We start from the raw sequence: 20,311 nt of genomic DNA, 5'->3' as shown, positions 1-20,311 counted from the left end.
TGGTGCTGGACGAGCTGCCGCTTTCGCCCAACGGCAAAGTGGATCGCCGTGCCCTGCCGGCGCCTGACTCTTCCATCAGCGGTTTGATCTCCTCCATCCCGGCCCGCGATGCGTTGGAAGGGAAACTGGTGCGACTCTACGAGAACGTCCTCGGCCTTGAAAACTTGGGCGTTCAAGACAACTTCTTCACACTTGGCGGACACTCGCTGCTTGCGTTGCGACTGCGTGCGGAGATCGAGCGTGAATTCGGGGTCAACGTGCCGATGCTCACCCTCTTCCAAGAGAGCACAGTGGAACAGATGGCCGTGATCCTTCGCAAGGAGGGGGCTGCTTCGGGATCATCCACGCTGATTCCGCTGAGCAGAGGAGAACGCAAGCCGCTGTTCCTGGTGCACGCGGTCGGAGGGACGGTGCACAGCTACCTCGAATTGGCGCGTGCCCTCGGAGATCAACCGGTCTACGCGCTGCAAGCACCGGGAATTGAAGGACAAAGCGAGCCGCTGCAATCGGTGGTGGAATTGGCAAGCCGCTATGTGGCGGAGATCCGCACCGTTCAGCCGGAAGGGCCGTACTGGCTCGGCGGATGGTCGTTCGGGGGGCTGGTTGCCTACGAGATGGCGCAACAACTGGCGGCACAACAACAAGAGGTCGCGATGTTGACGCTCATCGACAGTTTCGCCCCGAACCCCCAAACGGGCCAGAACTTGGATGAAAAAGCGCTGTTGCTGGAGTTTGGCCGCGACTTGGCGGGACAGTTTGGTCAAGAAACAGCCGCTGCACTTGAACAGTTGGTCGAGGTGGACGACCTCTACGGTGCGCTTCAAAAGGCGCAAGATTTGAAGGTACTGCCTCCTTCGCTCCAACAAGAAGATGTTCTTCGACTGTTTGCTGTCTACAAAGCGAATCGTCTGGCGATGGAAAGTTACACTCCGGCTCCGTACAACGGCCGCGTAACGCTGTTGAAAGCGGCAGAAGGGTCCGCAGATTTACAACAAGCAGATGACTCGAACTGGGGAGGACTGGCTCCGACCCTGGAAGTGCAGAGCGTGCCGGGTGACCACTTCACGCTCATCCAGCCGCCGAACGTCGACCGGTTGGCCGCAAGCATTCGACGTGCGTTGACTTCCAATGGCAGCGAACAATAACGCGACCCGTTTCAGAAAAAATCTGCTTGACTTCACAGCTTGCTCCGAACTGTGCGCATGTCTTCGCACAGTTCGGAACCACTTTTGAAAGGAGGACAATGCATGTCCTCAATCGTTGTGCTGCTAAAAACACCAGCGTTTCGGAAACTGTTCCTCGCCGACGTTTTTGCCAACTTTGGCAACTGGTTCGACTTTACCGCTTTGATGGTATTAATCGCCTATGAATGGAAAATGGGAGCCGGAATGTTGGCCGCGTTTGCGATTGCGCAGGGAGCGCCCATGATCGTGCTCGGGCCTTTGCTCAGTGTCTGGGTGGACCGTCTGCCGTTGCGAAACCTGATGACCGCCTGCATGGTTCTCCGTCTCTTGATCAGTGTGGCGTTCTTCTTTGTCCCGAATTTTTACATCCTGATTGTGCTCGTCTTCTTGCGATGCACCTTGGCGTCGATTCATTTTCCGGCGCGGCAAGCTGTGATTCGCCAGTTGGTTCCAGCCGATCAAGTGCAAGAAGCCGTATCGCTTGGGCAGATCATCCTCTACACCTCGCAGATCGTCGCACCGGCACTGGGCGGCGCGCTCATTCCGGTCATCGGCGTGCGAAATATCTTCCTGCTGGAATCTGTCATGTTGTTGTTGTCGACCGTGTTCCTTGCGATGTTGCCGAACATCCTTCGTGCGAACGAATCCAAGAACTCATCGGCATCCGGTCAAAACAAAACGGCACAGTATTTCAAAGAACTGAGTGAGGGACTGTCGCACATTCGAAGCAATTCGATGCTGTTTACTTCGATCATCCTGCTTTCCGTCGGCATGCTACTCGTCGTGCTCTATGACGGACTGTTGGTGCTCTGGGTCAAGGAGATGGGTCTGGGAGAATCCAGATACGGCACAATCGTTTCCGCGTTGGGATTGGGCAGTATCGTGGGCGCGGTTCTCGCCGGAATTTGGAAAGGGTGGCTCAAAGCACCCATGCGCATCATGAGCTTCACCGCGTTGCTGGCCGGGTTGTTGTCAGCGGCTGCCGGATTTGGCACCTGGCATCTTTTTTCCTTGTCGTGGGTGGGGTGGACCGTTGTGTTCCTGTTATTCGGTGCCTTCGGGGCAGCGGCTTCGATACCTTACAGCTACATTTTGCAAACCGAAACTCCTCAACATCTCATGGGTCGAGTTTCCAGCGTATCCTCGTCCAGCCTCAATGCTGCGACGATCTTTGGCCCCGGCATCGGTGCTTTCTTGGCAGGATATTGGGGGATCGGCGGGGTGTTTGTGTTCTCAGGCAGTCTGTTGACACTGCTTGCCTTGTTGATCTTTCTGTTTATCAACCCACGGCCTAAGCAGGCATAGGAGGTGATGCGTGTTGAAGAATCTGGATGTGTCAGCGGTTTCATTGCAGTGTCGCAACGAGTATGCGCCATTGCGAAGTGTGTTGATGTGCACTCCTACCTACATGCAGATCGAAGAAGTGATCAATGAAATCCAAAAACACTACGTCGAAGTCAACATCGACATCGATCGTTCTGTCAGCCAATTCAATACCGTCGTCGAATTTTTGACGCAACGCGGAATTCGAGTTGAACTGATACCGGAAGACCCGCTGCTTCCGGAACAAGTATTTACGCGCGACATCGGCGTGGTGATTGACAACCAATTGGTGAGAGCTGCTCTGCGTTGCAGCATCCGCCAAACGGAAGAACAGGTCTTTCAGGATTGGTTGCACCGAAACCGCATCCAGTCTGTGCGCACCTTGAACTTCTTCGAAGGCGGGGACATCGTGATCGACCGGAACACGATCTGGGTGGGCGTTGGGAACCGCACAAGTCTTGAAGTTGTAGAAGAGTTCAGGAAACTTTTCCCGCATCGTGAAGTCATCGCATTGCCGTTTCAAGAAATCTATCTGCACTTGGACTGCGTGTTTAATTTGCTTTCACCCGATGAAGCTTTGATCTTCAAGGACGCTTTTGACGCGGAAAGCCTGCGGTTGTTGGAAAAACGCTACCGCTTGATCGAGGTGCCGGAAGAGGAGCAATTCACGTTGGCTACCAATGTGCTCTCTGTTGGTGCGGGGCACGTGATCAGCCTGCCGCACAATCGGGTCACGAATCAGGCGATGCGCCAAGCAGGTCTGATCGTGCATGAGATCGACCTGTCGGAGATCATCAAATCAGGCGGTTCGTTCCGCTGCATCACCTTGCCGCTGCAACGGCAAGACCAAAATTGAGCCGCACGGAAAAGGCCGGAGCCCTGGAAGATTGACACCTGGGCTCCGGCCCTTTTTCTACATCGGGACAAAAGACACGATCCAGAACAAGAGGGCATAGGCTAAGGAGTAACGACTTCCTCTTCATCCCTTGCCGGCATCTGCAAGAGTCTTGGGAGGTGAAAGAACATGTGGAACGTCTGGGGGGACCTCTTCATCGAGATCGGCGGCATGGTCTTGACGGGATTCACCATCAAATTGATGGACGATTACCTCGACGTGGAGTTTGACCGAAGCGTGGGACGCCACACGCTGTCCGTCCGCCTCGGACGCGCTTGTTTGCCGTATGGTCTCGTCTTGTTCGGAGTTGCGGTGTCGCTTGTGCCGCAAGTGGCGCTGGCGCTGTTTCTTGCCTCGTATGCCATCGGCATGGGGCATGATCTCACGGAAAAAATGCCAACCAAGTTGCCGGGATGGCTTGAATCAATTGTGGCACTCGCGCTGGCACTCTGGCTGAGCGGGCCGCAGATGACCGCGTGGGCCGTGTTCGTCATGTTCATGATCCAACTGCTCGACGACCTGATGGATGTTCAGCACGACAGCCGATCCGGGCAAACGAATTGGGCCATTCGCATCGGTGTCGTCGAAGCGACGCTTTTGCTGTTCATCAGCGCGTTGGCTTCCATTTTGCTGGCTCCGCTGCGCACAGCGGAGGTTATCGTGGCGATTCCGATCGTCCATCTGGCGGTCGCGCTGCTTGGCGGCGTCAAGTGGCGGGAGAGGAGGGTGAAGAATTGACGTGGGGTCTCCTCGGAATCCTCCTACTCCTGCTGTGCATCTTGATCGGTTTCACCGTCGGCCGCCGTCTGGGCTACCAAGACGGTCTCGACCACGGGCGCGCTCTCGCCACGATTGAATTGCGCGAGACCACGCTTCGCAGAGGAAAATGTCCGATCTGCGACCGCACGTAACATTCGTCCGTCATTCGTACCAAAACAAGCCCCCCTCCTGCATGTACAGGAGGGAGGCTTGTTCCGTCTGTCCTTGGGAGAGGTAGCCGCAGAATCAAGTCCGGGTGCTTTTTTTTCTCGTACGCAGGTAATACACCAAGCCCGCCGCGGCCGCCGCCAGCAGCGCCAACACGCCCCAGGTCTGTCCGGCATCGTACCACATCCGCACGTGCAACCACGTCGCCGGGAAGTTCAGCCAATCGCGGAACCCGAATTTCTCCTCCGTGCCGGTGGCGAGCACGTACTTGCCGAGTCTTTGGTTCGGCTCGTACACCGCCAGATAGTAGGTGCCGGGTTCCAACTTCCGCGACACATACTGCCGCTGCAACAGCGTCGTCTGCGTAAACGGTTCAAAAAACTCATCTTGCTCACCCTCGTACAGAAAAATCGCCTTGCCAAGCCCCTCCGGCGTCGTCAGCGGATAGTTCGGCGGCTCGTTCGATTTCGGCAAGCCCGGGCCAAACAGGACGAACGCAGGCGTGAAGGCGGCAGCGCCCGGTTTTTTCGGAACGGAAATCCGCGCGTAAAACGGGGTTTCCTCCGTCACCGTCACTTTGTACACATCGACTTGACGGGGCGACGTGAGAGCGCCGTACATCGCGTACGAAGTGGTCGCGTCGGGGATCGGGAACGCTTGCTCATACCCGCCCGACGCCCGCTCGGTAAAAATCGGTTTGTGCGCCATCGCGCCCGACGGGATGAACAAGCAGGCGATCAACACGATCACCACATAGAGAACGATTCGCGTGGAGATCGGATGCTGCTCCATCATCGTTCGCATCATGAGACTCGCACCTCCTCTTCCTTGAAAACCCTTCTGGGGACACTCTTGTACACTCATATGCGGACGAGGCTTTCCTCATGTGCGGCGGATAGGGTAAGATGGGAGGAAGAGGAACCAGAACGACACAGACACAGAAGAGAATGGTGGACCCGTTGATGAAGAAGATGCTGATGATTTCCTACTACGCGCCTCCGCAGTTGAACGCGGAGTCGATTTTGGTGGCCAAGACGTTGAAGTTTCTTTCCCGGCAGTATCACGTACATCTGGTTACGGTCGGCGAGGAAGCGGAGTTCAAAGTCGACCCGTTTCTCGTGGAGGAGATGGGGGAGGGCGTGCAAGTCACGCGCTTGTCCAACCCGAAACCGACGTCGCGCGTCTTGCGCAAGCTCTACCGCGAGACGGTCGGCCGGGTGTCGTCGATCGACAACCCGATCTGGCTGCGAGCCGCCGAGACGATGCTGAACATGATGGTGAAGCCGGGCGAGTTCGACGTGCTGTACTCCCGCTCGCAACCGGGCTCCAGCCACTTGGCAGCGCTTTTTGCCAAGAAGAAATTCAACCTGCCGTGGATCGCTCAGTTCAGCGACCCGTGGGCGCACAATCCCTACCACCCGTACAGCGGGCGCAAGAAGCAGGCGATTGAAGCGCGGGAGCGCGAAGTGGTGGAGCTCGCCGACAAGTTGGTGTTCCCCACCCAAGAGATGTTGGAGTTGTACGCACAGGCTCATCCAGGGGTCGACGTGGCGGGCAAATCTATCGTCTTGCCGCATCACTACGATCCGGAGCTGTACATAGGAAGCGACGAAACCGCTGAACTGGCAAAAACGCAACTGTCACCCGCCCCCGCCCGGAACAAAGTCCGCCTCGCCTACATCGGCGATTTCTACGGACTGCGCAGCCCGGAGCCGCTGGTGAAAGGCTTGCGCGTGCTGAAGGAACGCCGTCCCGAACTGCTGCAAGGCTTGGAATTGCAAGTGGTCGGCAACGTCGAGCGCACGTTCCACCCGCTGCTTGAAGAGGCGGAACGGACGCTCGGCATGACGGTGCAGCGCGTCGGCCAAGTGCCGTACCGCAAGAGCTTGGAATTGATGGCGGAGACCGACATTCTGCTGTTGGTCGATGCGCCGAGCGATGTGAATTTGTTTTTGAGTTCGAAGCTGATCGACTACTTGGGCGCGCGGCGTCCGGTGCTCGGGATCACCTCGACCAAGGGCACGGCGGGGCGCTTGCTGCAAGAGTCCGGCTGGCATGTGCACCATCCGGACGACGTGGACGGCATCGCCGACGCGCTGGAGCTCTATCTGGGCCGTCTGGACGAGCAGCAAGCCCGCGCCAAGGCGAACCCCGTCGAGCGGTTCTCGTCGGAGCATGTGGTGGGAGAGTTGGTCGCGCTGTGTGAACAGGCGATCGAAGAGAGCGGAAATCGTTAGGAGGCCGAACAGGAATGGCAGAATGGAACTGGACTTTAGAGGAAGCCCGACAGCTCGACCGGGAAGACGCGCTGGCCGCGTTTCGCGAGCGGTTTTATCTGTTGCCGGACACGATCTACATGGACGGCAACTCGTTGGGCCTGTGCTCGCGCGACGCGGAGCAGGCGGTGTTGAAAGCGTTGGAAGAGTGGAAGACCCTTGGCATCGACGGGTGGACGGATGCGTCGCCGCCGTGGTTCTATCTGGCGGAAGAACTGGGCAAACGCGAAGCCGACTTGGTCGGAGGGAAGCCGGAGGAAGTGATCGTCACCGGCTCCACCACCGTCAACTTGCATCAACTCGTCGCGACGTTTTACCGCCCCGAAGGCAAGCGCACGAAGATCTTGGCGGACGAGTTGAACTTTCCGTCCGACATCTACGCGCTGCAAAGCCAAGTGTTGCTGAAGGGCTTGAACCCGGAGGAGCACTTGGTGCAAGTGAAAAGCCGCGACGGGCGCACGATTGACGAGGACGACATCATTGCGACGATGACCGACGAGATCGCGCTGATCTTGCTTCCGGCCGTGCTGTACCGCTCCGGGCAACTGCTCGACATGGAGCGGCTGACGAAGGAAGCGCACCGGCGCGGGATCGTGATCGGCTTTGATTGCTGTCACTCGATCGGCTCCGTACCGCATCGTTTTTCCGAATGGGGTACCGACTTTGCGTTCTGGTGCAACTATAAGTATCTGAACGCAGGGCCGGGCTCCGTCGGCGGGCTCTACGTCAACGAGCGGCACTTCGGCACCCGTCCTGGCCTCAGCGGATGGTTCGGCTACAACAAGGACCGCCAATTCGACATGGTGCACGAGTTTGAACCGGCCGGCACGGCGGGTGCTTGGCAGATCGGCACGACGCACTTGTTGAGCTCGGCACCGTTGCTCGGCTCGCTGCAAATCTTTGCGGAGGCGGGGATGGAGCGTCTGCGCGCCAAGTCCCTGCACCAGACGGAGTACCTGATGGGCCTGATCGACGCGATGCCGGAGTCGCTTGGATACCGGATCGGCAACCCGCGCGAAGACGACCGCCGAGGCGGGCACGTTTCGCTGGAGCACGAAGAGGCGGTGCGCATCTGCAAAGCGCTGAAAGCTCGCCGCATCATCCCGGACTACCGCTCCCCGAACGTGATCCGCTTGGCACCGATCGCCCTGTACACGTCGTACGAGGAAGTGTGGCGAACCGCGCAAGCGCTGCGCGAGATCATCGAAAACCGCGAGTACGAAGCGTTCGAAACCGGGCGCAACGTCGTCGCGTAAGCCTGATCAAAAAAGCCCCGCGGCCAAATGGCTGAGGGGCTTTTCGTTATTCGTCCGCGCCCCCGTTTTGCGGAGGGGCTTTTTTCATGCCGTTTGGTCTGGGTGTTGGGTTCTTGGAAGCGAGGAGTTAGTCTTCCTTGGTGAGGGCGGAGAGCTGGGAGATCAAATTCTCGAGGTTCTGGAACGAATCCACCACCTCTTCAATTCGGCTGTACTGCTCTTCAACGGAGGTGAGGACTTCTTGGACAGCCGCACTGGTCTGTTCGGTGACGGCGGAGATCGACGTCACTTCGTCGATGGTCACGTTCGCCGACGCAATCAGGTTTTGCACCATCGTCTGCACGTCGCTCGCTTGGCGCACGACATGGTCGGTGTTCGACATGATGTGCTCAAAAATCTGCTCGGCTTGTTGAGTGGCTTTTTTGGAGGAGAGCATTTTTTGCTGGCCTTCGTTGACGATGGCGGTGACTTGGAAGGTCTTGTCTTGAATTTCGCCCAAGATCGAGGCGATTTCCTGTGTGGAGTGCTGCGAGCGTTCCGCCAGCTTGCGCACTTCGTCCGAGACGACGGCAAACCCGCGCCCGTGCTCGCCGGCGCGCGCCGCTTCGATCGCGGCGTTCAGAGCCAGCAAGTTGGTCTGCGAAGAAATTTCCGTGATCGTGGTGAGGATCGTGCCGATCTGCTGCGTCTGGTCGGTCAGTTCCGCCATCAGCGCGACCGATTTCGAGATGATCGTCGAGACTTCCTCCATCTCCGTCGCCGCGTAGGAAATCTGGCGGTTGCCCTCCACGGTCACAGCGACCGTCGATTGCGAGAGGTCGCGCATCGTCGTGGAGCGCTCCGAAACGGTTTGTACGGAACGGTTGACCACTTGCATCGATTCGTTGATGTCGGCGACGCTCGCCGCTTGTTCGCTGACGCCGTGAGCGATCTCGCCGAACGAGGCCGTGACTTCCTTGGAAATGTGACCGGTCGCTGCCACGTTGGTGGTCACGATCTCGCCCAGGTCTCGCAACGTGTTGACCGACTGTTTGATCTGGTCAAGCAGCACGTCCACACGATCCTTGGCGTCGACCGCTTCTTGGCGCTGCAGCTCGACATCGACACGCAGGCGATGCCCGATGCGGGTCTGGATGGCGAGGATGATGACCGCCAGCAAGGAGATCTCGATATTGTTGTAAATGTTTTTGATATCCACATCGGAATACCAATCCCGGAAGAAGACCACCAGCACCGCTTCCATCAGCACACCGCCGATCCCGGCGATCAAAATAATGCTGGCTCTGTGGTAGAAAGACAACAGCATTACGCTCAGGCAGACGTTCAGGTAGGAAGCGGCGGTATGGTCTCCGATGAAAGACATCAGATCGAACACCATAAATGCTCCGATGTAGATGTACGGGGTTTGTCGGATCCAGATCTTCTTCAAAATCAAGAATGTGAGAAACGCACCCAATAAACCTCCGCCAACGGCGTCCATGGTCATTATGAAAGGGTTTTGTGCAGCGGCCGTGGCCAGCACGATGGCAGCCCACATGCCGATCATCAAATATTTGTTCGTTTGTTGGTTGATCTGGTTGTTGGTTTGCATGAAGTGTTCACCTCGCTTTACTTTTTCATATCGTACTACGGAGATAAGTGTTTGTCATGCGAATCTGAAATGTAGCTAAATCACCCCTTGTTGTTGTTTGAATTTCGGTTATTATGAATGGGCAATCTCTTATATTTACTAGTTTCATGATTCGAATGGTAATTCCTGCATAAAATCATTCTAAATCAGACTTTTTTTAGGCGAAAGAGAATGTAGTTCTCTTCTCTTTGTAATTATAGAGATTATAAAATCAAGGCACACTTGATATTACGATAGATTAAATTAAATTTCTGCTGTAAGATAGGAGCAAACCATTTTCGTCATGAGATGAGGTGATCCGCGAGATGAGCAACTTGCAACAAATGTACGCAGTCAGTCGTGGCCGGGACTACGCGGGGTGGGAGACCCATCCGCAAACATTGCCCGAAGCGCTGAAACGGGCGGTGGCGCGCGGACGCGGCATCGTGCACGTCAAAGCAGACGGGTCGGAACACTACCAGTCGTACGCCGATCTTTTGGAGTCGGCAGAACGGGTGTTGGGAGCCCTTCGCGCGAGAGGCTTGCAGCCGGGTGACAAAGTGATTTTGGAAGTGCAGGACTCGCAACTGTTTTTGTCGGTGTTTTGGGGCTGTATCCTCGGCGGTTTCCACGTTGCGCCGATGCATACGCCGGCTTCGTTTGATCCGGAGTCCAACCAGATGCGCAAGACCAAGAATGTGTGGAAACTGCTGGACGAGCCGTTGTTGGTTTGTGACGGATTCATCGAGCCGAAATACGTGCAGCTCCAAGAGCATCCGCTGTACGCCGGACTGCGGGTGGGGACGGCCGAAGAGCTGGTGGAGCACGAGCCGGACCGGGAACATCATCCCAGCCGGCCGGAAGACCTCGCGTTTCTGCAATTCTCCTCCGGCAGTACAGGGGACGCCAAGGGCGTGGAGTTGACCCACGGCAACCTCATGTACAACTGCGGCAGCGGCTCCGTCAGCTACGGGTACAACGAGCACTCCGTCATCGTGAACTGGATGCCGCTCTACCACGACATGGGCCTGATCGGTCTCCATCTGTTTTCGCTGTTCAACGGCAGCAAACAGGTCAAGATGTCGCACGAGACGTTCTTGCGCCGCCCGGAGTTGCTTTTGAAAAAAATCACCGAGCACGAGGGCACCATCACCGGCTCGCCGAATTTTGGCTTGGAATGGATGACCACCAAAATCAACGACTTGACCGGCATCGACTTGTCGTCGCTCAAAGCGATGATCAACGGCGCCGAACCGATTTCGGTGCCGGTCACGCGCCGCTTCGAAGAGAAGTTTGCCGAGGCGGGGCTGCGGAAAGGGGTCGTTTTTTACACATACGGAATGGCGGAGGCTTGTGTCGGGGTGGCGGTGGCACCGATCGGCGAGATGAAAAACGATCTGTTCCATCGCATCGACCAGAAACGCTTCAACCGCGAGGGTCTCGTCGTTCCGGTGACCGACCTGGAGACGCCGTACCTGGAGATGGCGGACGAAGGGATTCCGTTGCCGGGCATGGAGTTGCGCATCGTCGACGACCGCGACCAAGTGTTGCCCGAATCCCGTGTCGGCCATATTCAAATCAAAGGGCCGAACGTCACTCGCGGGTATTACCGCAATCCGGAAGCGAACGCCAAACTGTTCTGCGACGGCTGGTTGCGCACCGGCGACCTCGGGTTTCTCATGAACGGCCGTTTGGTCGTGACCGGGCGGAACAAGGACGTCCTGTTCATCAACGGCCAAAACTTCTACGCCCATGACGTGGAGGAGTTGGTGATTCGCGAATTCGACCTGCAGAACCAGACGGTCGTCGCCGTCGGGTTGACGAATCAGGAGAGCGGTCGTGAAGAAGTATATCTATTCCTCAAGCATAAGCGGATCAATGATCAATTCTTGAAGTTGGCGCAGGATCTGAAGACCACGATCAACGTGGAACTCGGCTTCGAGATCGCAGGCGTAATCCCGGTGCAGGCGATTCCCAAGACCACGTCGGGGAAATTGGAGCGCTACAACTTGCGCGCCCGCTTGCAAAACGGAGAGTTTGACGACCTGCTCGACGACATCCGACTGCAACTGTTGGAGAAATCCAGCACGCGCAACGACTTGATCATGCCGCGCACGGCGATGGAGAAGACTCTGCACAAGCTCTGGACGCGCGTTCTCGGCCACCTGCCGGGGTCGGTCATCTCCGTGAACGACCACTTTATGGCGTTGGGCGGCAACTCGCTGAAAGCGATGCAGCTGTTGCGCGAACTGGAAGAGGCGCACGGGCTGCAAGGCGTGGAGCTCTCCAAGCTGTTTGAATGCCCGACCATCGAAAGCCTCGCCGCGTATCTGGAAACGCTTCCGGTAAAAACGCCCCCGTCACACGAGGGCAACGTGGGCAGCGAGGTCCGCGAACGCAACGAATCCCGCGAGTCGATCCACGAGTTCACGCTTCGCCTGCGTGCAGACGGTTCGCCCGCTGAGTACGAACTCTCGCACGGTCAACGCGGTCTCTGGTTCATCCAGCAGATGACGCCAAACTCCGTGGCGTACAACGAACACTATCTCCTGAAGCTCACCGGGCGTCTCGACGTGCTGACTTTGGGTCTCGCCCTTCGAGAAATCATCGAACGCCATGCCATTTTGCGCACCGTGTTCGTGGAGCGGGGAGGACGACCGAAGCAGTTGATCCTCGACGAAGTGACGTTCGAGCTTCCGATGTTCGACGCGGTCGACATGACGGAGCAACAGGTGCAGAACGTCGTCGAAGAAGCGTTGCACGAAGACCTCAGCACGCCGTTTGATTTGACCCAAGAGCCGCTGTTCCGCTTCAAGCTGTTCCAGATCGGCGAGGCGGAGTTCCGTTTTTACATCGTCACGCACCACATTTTGATCGACGGGCTCTCCATCGATGTCCTGTTTCGCGAACTCTCCACGATCTACTCCGCCAAGGCGGTCGACCAGCCCTATTTCTTGCCGCCGGTCGAAGTCCAGTACGCCGATTTTGCAGAATGGCAACAGCAGCAGACGGACACCCCGCACTTTGGGCGCATGGAAGACTATTGGTTGAACTCCCTTGCCAAGCCGCTCCCGGTGTTGGAACTGCCGACCGATTTCCCGAGACCGCCGCGCCAAAGCGAAGAGGGCTCCGTCGTGAACCACCCGCTGACTCCCGAATTGACGCAAGCGTTGAAGAACCTCGCGGAGCAAACCAATACGTCGCTGTATATGGTGTTGCTCGCGGCGTACTTCGTCTGGCTGCACCGGGTGACGCACGAGGAAGACCTGCTCGTCGGCACGCCGTTCAACGGCCGCACAGAGCCCGAACTGCAAAACTTGATCGGCTATTTCGTCAACACCCTGCCGATTCGGGTCAAGATGGCGGGCGTCACCACGTACCAAGACCTGTTGAACCAAGTGCGCGTCCGCTTGCTCGAAGCGATGGAGAACCAAGCGTACCCGTTCGACTTGCTGACCGAAAAACTCAACCTCGACCGCGACCCCAGCCGTCCGGCTCTCTACTCCACGCTGTTTAACTTCCTCATTCCGCCGACGGCCAAATTGGACGGCCTCGAACTCGAACTGATGGACAGCCGCAAGATCACCTCGATCTCCGACCTGACCTGGATTGCCCTGTTGAAAGACGACCACCTGCATCTCGACATCGAGTACAACACCACGCTGTTCACACCCGCAACCGTGCGCCGTTTCCTCGGGCAGTTTGAGACGATCTTGCGCACGATCACAGACGACGCTCAGGCACCCGTGCGCAAAGTCGACATCCTCGCCGCGCAAGACCGTGAAGTCTACCAACGCCTGAACGACGTCAAGAGCTGGTTCCCCGCCGACAAGACCCTCGACATCATGTTCTATGAAGCGGCCGAGCAGTACGCCGCCAACCTCGCGCTTACTTCCGACGACGAGCACTACACCTACAGAGAACTGAATGAACGCTCCAACCAAGTGGCGCACCTCTTGCGCGCCAACGGCTTGCAAAAAGGCGAGTTCGTCGCCCTGTTTATGGAACGCAGCCCTTCGACGGTCATTTCCGCGCTCGGCGTCATCAAAGCGGGCGGCGCTTATGTCCCGATCGACCCCGACTACCCGGTGGACCGCAACCGCTACGTTCTTGAGGATTGTTCGGCAAGGTTCGTCTTGACGACCTCCGAATCTCTGGAAAAAGTGACGGAGATCTTCGCGGGAGCTGATACCGTTCCTGCCGTGTACAACGTCCAAACCGATCCGGACGGACAACCTGTTCAGAATCCTGATGTCATCGTCACGCCGAACGACCTCGCCTACGTCATCTACACGTCCGGCTCCACGGGCCGCCCCAAGGGCGCGCTGATCGAGCATCGCGGTGTCGTCAACCTCTGTTTCTGGGGGAGAGACTCGCACCGCGTTACAGAGCGAGACGTTTGCCTCGAATTCGCGTCGTACAGCTTCGACGCTTCGGTGTTGGAAACGTTCTGCCCGCTGTTCTTTGGAGCGCGCCTGCACATGCTCTCCAAGTCGCAGCGCCTGTCGATCGAAGAGTTCTCCGATGCCGTCGAGCGCGTGCAAGGCACGATGCTCATGATCTTGCCGACGGTCTTCTTCAAGAACTTGGCGACCTACCTGCGCGACGAAGACATGCACAAGTTGCGCTCGCTGCGCCAGATCAACTCGGCAGGGGAAGCGCTGACAGGGGAGATCGTGCGCCTCTGGCAACGACGCTTCGGCTTGGACATCGTGATCGGCAACGGCTACGGCCCGACGGAAGTGACGGTGTTCTCGACGTTCCACGCCGTGACCGAGCCGGTCCCGGAAGACCGCGCAAACATTCAAATCGGTTCTCCGCTGTCGAACTACGAAACCTACATCGTCAACGAGTCGATGCAACTCTGCCCCGTCAACGTGCCGGGCGAACTGTGCATCGGCGGCGTGGCTCTGGCGCGTGAATACTTGAACCAACCGGAAAAAACCGCCGAGGTGTTCATCCCGCATCCGTTCTCCGACGAGCCGGGAGCCCGCCTCTACCGCTCCGGCGACATCTGCAAACTGCTGCCGGACGGCACGATTGAATACTTGGGGCGCAAGGACGCTCAAGTCAAAGTGCGCGGCTTCCGCATCGAGATCGGCGAGATTGAGGACGCGTTCGCCAAGCAGCCGAACGTGCAGGAAGTCGCCGTGATCGCCAAAGCGGACGACGACGGAACGAAGCGCTTGTTCGCCTTTTACACGACGACCGACGGAGAGGCGATGGAGCCGGACGACATCCGTACTTTTTTACGAAACCGACTGCCCGATTTCATGATCCCGGAAGGCCTTACGCATCTCACGGAGATGCCGTTGACGCCGAGCGGCAAGATGGACCGCAAAGCGTTGGCGACGATCAAGACCTGCGTGCAGGCGGAGCAACGTCCTTACGCCGCGCCCGAGAATCCCGAACAGCAACTCCTCGCCGACGCCTGGAGCGAAGTGTTGGAAGTGGAGCGCGTCGGCATCCACGACGATTTCTTCGAGATGGGCGGTCACTCGCTGAAGATCTTGAAAGTGCTCGTCTTGCTCAAACCGCACTTCCCGGCTCTGCGCGTGCAGGATTTCTTCCAGTACCCCACCGTCGCCGACATGGACCGTGCCCTTCGCGAGCAAGGAGGGAAGCGCCGCTTCGGACGAAGCGAACGCGCCAAAACCCGCATCTTGAACGAAGAGAAAAGCTTCGCGAACTTCCCTGCGAACGCTCCGGTGAAGGAGTTCATCGGCACCGTCCTGCTGACCGGCGCAACCGGCTACCTCGGCGCGCACATCTTGCACGAACTTTATGAAAAAACAGACGCCCACATCGTCTGCCTCGTGCGTCCTTCGGACGATGTGACAGGGGAAGAGCGTCTGGAAGAGATCTTGCGCTTCTACTTTGGAGACGAAACGGCGGAGAGAATGTCTCCGCGCGTCACCGTCTTTGCAGGCGACTTAGGCGCGGAACGCCTCGGCCTCTCGCCGGAAAACGCCGCCTATATCGAGGAACATGTCGACGCGATCATCCACTCCGCCGCCGACGTTCGCCACTACGGCGATGCGGAGCACTTTGACCAAATCAACGTCGAAGGCACGCGTCAACTGCTGGAGATCGCCCGCCGCCGCCCTGGCGTGCGCTTCCACCACGTCTCCACGATGACGGTGCTCGAAGCCTCGCCGGACGACGAGTACGGACAAGCATTGCTGGAAAACGTCTACGTCGCGTCGAAGACGCGCGCCGAAGAATTGGTGCGCGAAGCCTGCGAAGAGGGCATCCCGTGCACGGTGTACCGCGCGGGCAACTTGATCGGGCACAGCAAGACGGGGAAATTCCAGCGCAACATCGACTCCAACGCGTTCTACCGGATGATTCGGGCGATGTTGACCCTCAAAGCGGCACCCGACGTGCGCTCGTTTATTGACTTGACGCCGGTTGACTACGCAGCGTCGGCGTTGGTGCACTTGGCGGGTCGCCGGGAGACGGTCGGGCGGGCGATTCACTTGTGCAACTGGGAACAGACGTCGCACACGTCGATGATTCAGCTTTTACAATCGTTTGGCTACCACATTCAGCTCTTGCACCCGCAGGCGTACCAAGACTTCCTGTTCCGCGAATCGTCCACGCAGAATGAAACCCTGCAGTTGATCATCGCGCAGATGGAAGGCGACGGCACGCGGGAAACCACCGTGAAATTCTCCTGCATCGAGACGCAGCTCTTGCTGCAAGGGAGCCAAATTCGCTGTGCCAAGCCCGATCCGCTCTTGCTTTTCCACATGGTCAAGTACGCCATCGCCATCGGCTATTTCCCGCAGTACCACCACTACGACGCGCTCGCGGGCGAAGACAAGCGCAACGAGTCGCGCTTCATCTCGCACGTCTTGACCGCAGGCGGAACGACGTCGGATGGAGTTGGCAACATGTAACTTTTAAGAATCGGAAAATCTTTGTGTGATTCGTGTAAAGGAGGTGTTATAATGGCTACGACTGTTTGCTGAGGGTGAGGGGAAAGAGAGAAGATGTTTGTTTTGAAAACCTACAAAATGCCGCTGCTGATCGCTCTGACCGCTGTTCTTCTGTACCTGATCTTTCAAGTTTCCAGCTGGGGCTGGGCTTGTTTGGGGGTATTGGTGCTGGCGCTGATCGGGACGCGCAAGGACATGAAGGACTTGTCCTGGGAGAAGTTCTTGCCGGCCGGTCTCGTCGCGTTGACGGTGTTCTATCTGATTTACCAAAACGGCGGTCCGATGTGGGACCGCGTCGTGCAGTGGCAATTCCATAGCATCAAGCGAGCGTTTGATTGGAATGCGGCGTTTAACTCGATTCCGTTCAACGACGGGTTCTTCATGCGCTTTTGGCAGCCGGAGTGGTTGACGAAGTACTTCAGCTGGGTGTACATGTACGGGTTCACGCTGTCGTACTGGATTTGCGTCATCCGCGCTTTCTTCACCAAAGACGTGAAGAAGATCGCCCTCTATGCACTGGCGGGCTATCTCTTGCAAGTGCCGTTGATCTTGCCGTTTTACAACACGATTCTGTTGCAGGAAGTCTGGTTCGTGCAGGGCACGCCGGACCTCCTGCACCGCATGATGTCGCCGGAGCAAGCGTACACCACCGCGTGGAACTGCTTCCCGAGCATGCACACGTCGATTGCGTCGGCCGCGATCCTGCTGGCGTTGCGCGAGAAGAGCCGCTGGTACAAGTCGGTGATCGTCACGTACTGTGCGTCGATCATCGTCGCCACCCTCTACTTGAAAATCCACTGGGTGATCGATGTGTTTGCGGGGATGGCGTTTGCGTTCCTGTGCGTCAAACTGGCAGACTGGATCGTCAACGCGAAGTGGTTTGCCCGCTTCACAGAGAAATTCGAGAACCTCGCGTGGGAGAAACTCCCGGAGGTCTCCGTCGGAGAAGCACAAGCCCAGATGGCCGCTGCCAAATCGACGAACAACAACTAAAAAACGCAACAAAAAAAGTCGGGGGACGCACCCCGACTTTTTTTAGTAGAGATTAAGTAAAAATTTCGTCACGACTTCCGCAAAGCGGTCCGCTTGCTCGACGGCGGGAACATGCCCGGCTTGTTCGATGATGATCTGCTCGGAACCTTGTACATCGCGCAGCACGGCACCCGCTTGCACGTCGCAGGTGATCGAATCGCTCTCACCGCGCACGAGCAAGACGGGGCAGCGCAAGTCGGGCAACAGCGGCAGGAGCGACTCGAAGAGCCGCGGGTCTGCGGTGATTTTTTCCACGTGCGCACTCGTGCGCTTCCAGTTTTCCTCGGCAATGCCGGATTCGTCAATCATCTTTCCGAAATACCCCGGCACCGGACGGTACCAATAGAGATTGTCGCGATGCTCTTTCAATTCCAGAGAGAGCGTCACCATTTGGTTGAAGCGCTCCTGCGCGGAGAGGTCCGCCGCTACCAACGCCCGCGCTTGGGCCGCACGCTCTCCATCGCCCAGCTTTTCAAACTCGACCGCCGATTTTTCCAACATATAAATCGCGCTGAGGTTGAAATCAAGCGCCGGGCAGTCCAGCACCAGTTTCTCCACCGACGTCGGATGTTGATGCGCGTAGGCGGTCGCCACGAAACCGCCGAACGAATGGCCGAGCACCGACCACCGCTCATAGCCGAAGTGGTTGCGCAAGCCTTCGCAATCCTCCACCAAGTCTTCCAACGTGCAAGAGTCCGCTTCCGTCAACGCTTCCGAGCGCAACACCCCGCGCTGGTCAAACGCAAGCAAGCGGACGCTCTTCGACAGCCGCTCCCGCTGCGCTTCCAGAAATTCGTAACAGCCGGAGCCGCCCGGCCCTCCGTGCAAGAACAAAAGCGGCGGCGCGTCTTCAGGCCCGGAGACTTCCACATACAAGCCTTTGCCGCGAATTTGAATCGTTTCGATCATCGTGTCCAACCTCCTCTTCTGAGAATCTAGGTTCGAGAGGACGGCATCCGTTTCCTTTTTTCTGGGGGTGGGGTACAATGAACTCAGTCACTGGAAAAGGGGAGACAGACATGCACACCGAATTTTTTGCACGCAACCGTAAGAATCTTCATGAAGTTTTGCCGGACGCTTCGGTCACGTTGTTCTTTGCAGGCGAAGCGCCGCAGAAGTCGGCGGATGACCGCTACGCGTTCACGCCGAATCGCAATTTCTACTACCTCACGGGGCTGACCAAAGAGCATCTGATCCTCGCTTTCATCAAAATCGACGGAAAAGTCGACGAACGCCTGTTCATCCAGCGCGTCGATCCGGTGCTGGAGAAGTGGGAAGGCAAGATGCTGACCGCAGAGGAAGCGAAGGAACTGACCGGCATCGCGACCGTTTCCTACCTCGACGAATTCGAAAACGCATTCAACCGTCTCTTACATAGCGGCGATGTCCACGTGCTCGCGCTGGACCTGGAACGCCGCGGCTTCAACGCCGTGCCGACCCGCGCCAACCTGTTCGCGCAAGACGTGAAGACCCGCTACCCGCACCTGCAACTGCACAACATCTACCCGGCAATCTGCGAACTGCGCACGATCAAAGCGCCGGAAGAAGTGGAGAAGATCAAGAAAGCGATCGAGTTGACCGACGCCGGCATCCGCCGCATGATGCAGCACGCGCACGAATGCGAAACGGAATTCGAACTGGAAGCGCACTTCAACTTCGCCCTGCACTCGCAAGGCGTGCGCGAAACGGCGTTCCACTCCATCGTCGCGGCGGGCGGCAACGCCACCGTGTTGCACTACGCGGAAAACAACTCCCGCATCGGCGGCGAAGACCTCGTGCAAGTGGACCTCGGGGCGGAATTTGAGTTCTACAAAGCGGACATCTCCCGCGTCATTCCGAAAAGCGGTAAGTTCACCGACCGCCAGAAGGAACTGTATAACACCGTTCTCAAAGCGGAACTCGCCGTCATCGACGCAATCAAGCCGGGCGTGAAGTTTTCCGAGCTCAACGAGATCACCAAGCGCGTGCTCTCCGAAGAGTGCATCCGCATCGGCCTGATCCAAGACGCGTCCGAACTTCCGGACTACTACTACCACGGCGTGTCGCACCACCTCGGCCTCGACACCCATGATGTCGGCAACTACCGCGACCTCGTGCTGAAGCCCGGCCATGTGCTGACCGTGGAACCGGGTCTGTACGTCGCGGCAGAGAAGATCGGCATCCGCATCGAAGACGACGTGCTCGTCACTGAAGACGGCTGCGAAGTCCTCTCTCCGCAAATCCTCAAAACGGTCGAAGAGATCGAAGCGTTCATGGCTCGCTAACTTCCAGATCCAATGCGAAATAAAGCTCCGGGCTGACCGGGGCTTCTTTTTTCTTGATTCGCCTCTAACAAAATCGGGGAATTCCCTACGTTTTTTCTCCCGCGCAACTCTGTATAATGCAAGACATAAGAGTTGTCATACTAAGGGAGGGATGGTTGTGATCCGGCTGGAGGAGCAGATCCAAGAGGCACTGGACGGAATTCGCGCGGAAGTGGTCGCCGATTTCTTGGCACTGGCGCTTCCAGAAGGAGGCGGGCAGATTCGTTGGGCGTACGCTTCCGGCAACCGCAACGACCGCTTCAAGCGCATCGTGTTGCGTCCGGGCAAAGGCATCGCAGGGCGCGTCTTCTCGCTTGGACGTCCGGTTTCGGTGGAGGGCATCACGCCCAGAGCGGGCGATGATCCTCGGGAATACCCGATATTATTGGCGGAGGGGCTTTGTTGCGCCGTGGCGGTGCCGGTGTTGTGCGGCTCGCGCGTGCGCGGTGTTTTGCTGATGGCGTCTCGCACACCCCGCACCTTTTCTTCCTCTGACGTGGACGCTGCAATCGGGCTGGCGGAACGTTTGGGCTCGGTGTATAGTGAAGTGTAGATTCACGGAGGG

Annotated in this window: 14 protein-coding genes; 11 read left to right on the top strand and 3 right to left on the bottom strand. The window is 57.7% G+C overall.

The window, feature by feature from the left end:
- From EL26_RS09440 to EL26_RS25465, 5 genes are all read left to right on the top strand, one after another.
- The coding region (locus EL26_RS09440; RefSeq protein WP_152559223.1) for a thioesterase domain-containing protein at positions 1 to 1,145 on the top strand (1,145 nt) is incomplete at its 5' end.
- Between the two features lie 102 nt (positions 1,146 to 1,247).
- Positions 1,248 to 2,489 (top strand): MFS transporter, encoded by a 1,242-nt coding sequence (locus EL26_RS09435; RefSeq protein ID WP_038087297.1) that lies wholly within the window; start codon positions 1,248 to 1,250, stop codon positions 2,487 to 2,489.
- Between the two features lie 85 nt (positions 2,490 to 2,574).
- Positions 2,575 to 3,363 carry a dimethylarginine dimethylaminohydrolase family protein gene (locus tag EL26_RS09430; RefSeq protein ID WP_238546087.1) on the top strand — a complete coding sequence of 263 codons (789 nt, stop codon included), beginning with the start codon at positions 2,575 to 2,577 and terminating at the stop codon, positions 3,361 to 3,363.
- 168 nt (positions 3,364 to 3,531) lie between these two features.
- The gene (locus EL26_RS09425; protein WP_052036191.1) at positions 3,532 to 4,140 is read left to right on the top strand and encodes a hypothetical protein; all 609 of its coding nucleotides are present in this window, start codon (positions 3,532 to 3,534) and stop codon (positions 4,138 to 4,140) included.
- Positions 4,137 to 4,313, top strand: coding sequence for a hypothetical protein (locus tag EL26_RS25465; RefSeq protein ID WP_161780700.1), 177 nt, complete (start codon positions 4,137 to 4,139; stop codon positions 4,311 to 4,313). Before EL26_RS09425 ends, EL26_RS25465 begins: the two co-directional genes overlap by 4 nt.
- A gap of 94 nt (positions 4,314 to 4,407) precedes the next feature.
- On the opposite strand, the gene EL26_RS09420 is transcribed toward EL26_RS25465, so the two are convergent.
- The gene (locus EL26_RS09420; RefSeq protein WP_038087295.1) at positions 4,408 to 5,136 is read right to left on the bottom strand and encodes a hypothetical protein; all 729 of its coding nucleotides are present in this window, start codon (positions 5,134 to 5,136) and stop codon (positions 4,408 to 4,410) included.
- Positions 5,137 to 5,291: 155 nt separating this feature from the next.
- On the opposite strand from EL26_RS09420, the gene EL26_RS09415 reads away from it, so the two are divergent.
- Together EL26_RS09415 and kynU are read left to right on the top strand one after the other, a co-directional pair.
- A complete protein-coding gene (locus EL26_RS09415) occupies positions 5,292 to 6,566 on the top strand; it encodes a glycosyltransferase family 4 protein (protein WP_161780699.1) in 1,275 nt (424 codons plus the stop codon).
- A gap of 14 nt (positions 6,567 to 6,580) precedes the next feature.
- Positions 6,581 to 7,861, top strand: coding sequence for a kynureninase (gene kynU / locus EL26_RS09410; RefSeq protein ID WP_038087293.1), 1,281 nt, complete (start codon positions 6,581 to 6,583; stop codon positions 7,859 to 7,861).
- Between the two features lie 127 nt (positions 7,862 to 7,988).
- Here the strand turns inward: kynU and EL26_RS09405 are convergent, their stop codons facing one another.
- Entirely contained in the window at positions 7,989 to 9,452 is a 1,464-nt protein-coding gene (locus tag EL26_RS09405; RefSeq protein WP_038087290.1) for a methyl-accepting chemotaxis protein, read from the bottom strand.
- A gap of 344 nt (positions 9,453 to 9,796) precedes the next feature.
- Here EL26_RS09405 and EL26_RS09400 point away from each other — a divergent pair, with 344 nt between their 5' ends.
- A complete protein-coding gene (locus EL26_RS09400; protein WP_038087287.1) occupies positions 9,797 to 16,372 on the top strand; it encodes a non-ribosomal peptide synthetase in 6,576 nt (2,191 codons plus the stop codon).
- Between the two features lie 93 nt (positions 16,373 to 16,465).
- Positions 16,466 to 17,404, top strand: a complete 939-nt coding sequence (locus tag EL26_RS23640; protein WP_052036189.1) for a phosphatase PAP2 family protein — start codon at positions 16,466 to 16,468, stop codon at positions 17,402 to 17,404.
- Positions 17,405 to 17,446: 42 nt separating this feature from the next.
- Here the strand turns inward: EL26_RS23640 and EL26_RS09390 are convergent, their stop codons facing one another.
- Positions 17,447 to 18,352 (bottom strand): alpha/beta fold hydrolase, encoded by a 906-nt coding sequence (locus EL26_RS09390; protein ID WP_052036188.1) that lies wholly within the window; start codon positions 18,350 to 18,352, stop codon positions 17,447 to 17,449.
- A 110-nt stretch (positions 18,353 to 18,462) separates the two neighbouring features.
- Here EL26_RS09390 and EL26_RS09385 point away from each other — a divergent pair, with 110 nt between their 5' ends.
- Together EL26_RS09385 and EL26_RS09380 are read left to right on the top strand one after the other, a co-directional pair.
- Positions 18,463 to 19,707 (top strand): aminopeptidase P N-terminal domain-containing protein, encoded by a 1,245-nt coding sequence (locus EL26_RS09385; protein ID WP_038087284.1) that lies wholly within the window; start codon positions 18,463 to 18,465, stop codon positions 19,705 to 19,707.
- Positions 19,708 to 19,864: 157 nt separating this feature from the next.
- Complete coding sequence (locus EL26_RS09380) at positions 19,865 to 20,299, top strand: GAF domain-containing protein (RefSeq protein WP_052036187.1); 435 nt, start codon at positions 19,865 to 19,867, stop codon at positions 20,297 to 20,299.
- The last annotated feature ends 12 nt before the right edge of the window (positions 20,300 to 20,311 follow it).

The organism is Tumebacillus flagellatus (assembly GCF_000714935.1).
Classification (GTDB): domain Bacteria; phylum Bacillota; class Bacilli; order Tumebacillales; family Tumebacillaceae; genus Tumebacillus; species Tumebacillus flagellatus.
The sequence above is the reverse complement of the archived record's forward strand: the minus strand, read 5'-3'. Positions and strand labels throughout refer to the sequence as shown.